Source organism: Parolsenella sp. (assembly GCF_982402205.1).
Map to the genome: position 1 here is coordinate 1 of NZ_CEVYAT010000178.1, position 2,734 is coordinate 2,734.

Sequence of the window (2,734 nt, forward strand, 5' to 3'; positions counted from 1 at the left end):
GCCAGGCGCGCCGAGCGCGTCGGCTCCTACGTGGTGGTCGCCTGCGCGCTGCTGTTCTTCGTCGACCGCGGCGTGCTGGGCTTTGCCGACCTCGTGCGCGTGAGCGTCGCGTCCAACTCCAACCCCAGCGACTTCCTCTCGAGCCTCGTCTACATGACGTGGGAGAGCAGGCAGTTCTTTGTCCAGGGCATTGGCATCACCATCGCGCTTGCCACCTTTGGCACGATCATCGCGTTCTTCCTGGCGCTGGGCATGTGCTTCCTGCGCATCCAGCAGACGGACCGCGTCGACAACGACGCCATCTGCTTCCTCAAGAGCGTGGGCCGTGGCTTCTCGCGCGTCTACAGCACCGTGGTGCGCGGCACGCCCATGATGGTGCAGGGCCTGCTCATCTACTTCGCGGGCTTCTCGTTCCTGCGCGGCCTTGGCATGGACGCCGGCCAAGCCAACCAGATCTGGTCCACGTTCACGGCGGGCCTCGTCACCATCTCGCTCAACTCCACCGCCTACATGATGGAGGTGCTGCGCGGCGGCATCGAGAGCGTCGACGCCGGGCAGGCCGAAGCGGCCCGCAGCCTGGGCCTCTCGCAGTGGCAGGCCATGCGCAAGGTCGTGTTCCCGCAGGGCATCAAGTACGCCATCCCCGCGCTCACCAACGAGCTCATCATCAACATCAAGGACTCCTCGGTGCTCTCGGTCATCGGCGTGTTCGACCTCATGTACGCCACCACTACCGTGGCCGGCATCTACTACCGCCAGATGGAGGTCTACTGCGTGGCGCTCGTCGTGTACCTGTGCCTCACGCTCATCGCGAGCCGCCTGCTCGAGGCCTTCGGCAAGCGCCTGGGCGCCCAGGGCACCAAGACGCTCCCCAGCTCTAACTAGGAGGAACCGTGGACAACCAGAACATCACCGCGGAGCACTCCGCAACCGTCCCCGCCAAGGGCGAGGCCCTCATCCGCGTTGAGGACCTGCGCAAGTCGTTTGGCCAGCTCGAGGTGCTCAAGGGCATTAACCTGTCCGTCATGCCGGGCGAGGTCGTGACGATCATCGGCGCCTCGGGCTCGGGCAAGTCGACCCTGCTGCGCTGCCTCAACCTGCTCGAGACGCCCGACTCGGGCCACGTGTGGTTCCACAACACCGACCTCACGGCCGACCGCACCAACGTGAACGCCCTGCGCGAGAAAATCGGCATGGTGTTCCAGGGCTTCAACCTCTTCAACAACATGAACGTGCTCGACAACTGCACGCTCGCGCCCGTGACGCTCAAGAAGTGCTCCAAGGAGGAGGCCGAGAAGACCGCCCTGAGGCACCTCGAGAGCGTGGGCCTCGCCAAGTTTGCCAACGCCGACGTGACGCGCCTGTCCGGCGGCCAGAAGCAGCGCGTGGCCATTGCCCGCGCGCTGTGCATGAACCCGCAAATCATGCTGTTCGACGAGCCCACGAGCGCCCTTGACCCCGAGATCGTGGGCGAGGTGCTCGAGGTCATGCGCAAGCTCGCGAGCGAGGGCATGACCATGGTGGTGGTCACGCACGAGATGGCCTTTGCCCGCACCGTGAGCGACCGCGTGGTCTTCATGGACCAGGGCGTGGTGCTCGAGCAGGGCTCTCCCGACAAGATCTTTGGCGCACCCGAGCACGAGCGCACGCGCGCGTTCCTCTCGCGCTACCTCGACGACTCCGAGGCCATGGCCGGAGCCGGCGCGTGAGCGGCGCCGTCGTAGCGGCGGGCGAACAGGTAGGCGCCTCGCTGACGGCCGCGCGCGCAGCCGAGAAGAACGGACAGGTGGCGGGCGGTGCTGGTAGCGAGGCTGCCGAGGCCGTCCCCAGCGGCGCGGCCGTCTGGCAGTTCTTTGACCACGAGACGGACTACCCCGACCTGTGCGAGCAGGACCTCTGCGAGCGGCTGGGCCGGGCGCTCTCGTTTGCCACGGTGAGCCACATGGACGACGCGCAAACGGACTGGGGCGCTTTCGACGCGCTGCAGACCTGGATGCGCGTGGCATACCCACACGTCTTCTCCGCCGGCGAGGCCGAGGTCATTGGCCACTCGCTGCTGGTGACCATCCCGGGCAGCGACGCGTCTCTGCGCCCCATGATGCTCATGGGTCACCAGGACGTGGTGAGCGTCGTACCCGGCACCGAGGGCGACTGGGGCCACGACGCCTTCTCGGGCGACGTGGACGACACCTACGTCTGGGGCCGCGGCGCCATCGACATGAAGGACCAGGTCACGGGCATCCTCGAGGCCGTCGAGTACGCGCTGGTCCACGGCTGGCGCCTGCGCCGCACCATCGTCCTGGCGTTTGGCCAAGATGAGGAGACCAACCAGTTTGGCGCCCACGCGCTGGGGCAGGAGCTCGAGCGCCGCGGCGTTGAGCTCGAGTTTCTCGTGGACGAGGGCGACTACCGCATCGTCTCGTCGGCCGAGTACGGGGCGCCGGGCTTTCACCTCATGCACGCAGACCTCGCCGAGAAGGGCTACGCGGACGTCATCCTGCGGGCAAGCAGCGCCGGCGGCCACTCGTCCAACCCGTTTGGCGGCACGTCGCTGGGCGTGCTGTCCCAGGCCATCGCCCGCATCTGCACCATCGAGTGGCCCGTGCGCCTCACGCCGCTCTCGGCCGCCCTGCTGCGCGAGCTGGCACCCGCGATGACGAGCGGCCCGCTGTCCGAGCTGGGCATTGCCTGCGCGGCAGACGTCGACGAGCGCGCGAACGAGGTGGCCCGCGCC

At 67.6% G+C, this 2,734-nt stretch carries 3 protein-coding genes; all 3 read left to right on the forward strand.

The genetic code is table 11. From position 1 onward, the window contains the following. Positions 1–885, forward strand: an 885-nt coding sequence (locus AC1VTH_RS07735) for an amino acid ABC transporter permease (RefSeq protein ID WP_481335560.1), incomplete at its 5' end; no start/stop codon positions are given. Between the two features lie 8 nt (positions 886–893). Then, positions 894–1,709, forward strand: coding sequence for an amino acid ABC transporter ATP-binding protein (locus tag AC1VTH_RS07740; protein WP_481335561.1), 816 nt, complete (start codon positions 894–896; stop codon positions 1,707–1,709). Beyond that, on the forward strand, positions 1,706–2,734 hold a 1,029-nt coding region (locus AC1VTH_RS07745; protein ID WP_481335563.1), incomplete at its 3' end, for a M20/M25/M40 family metallo-hydrolase. The genes AC1VTH_RS07740 and AC1VTH_RS07745, both read left to right, overlap by 4 nt.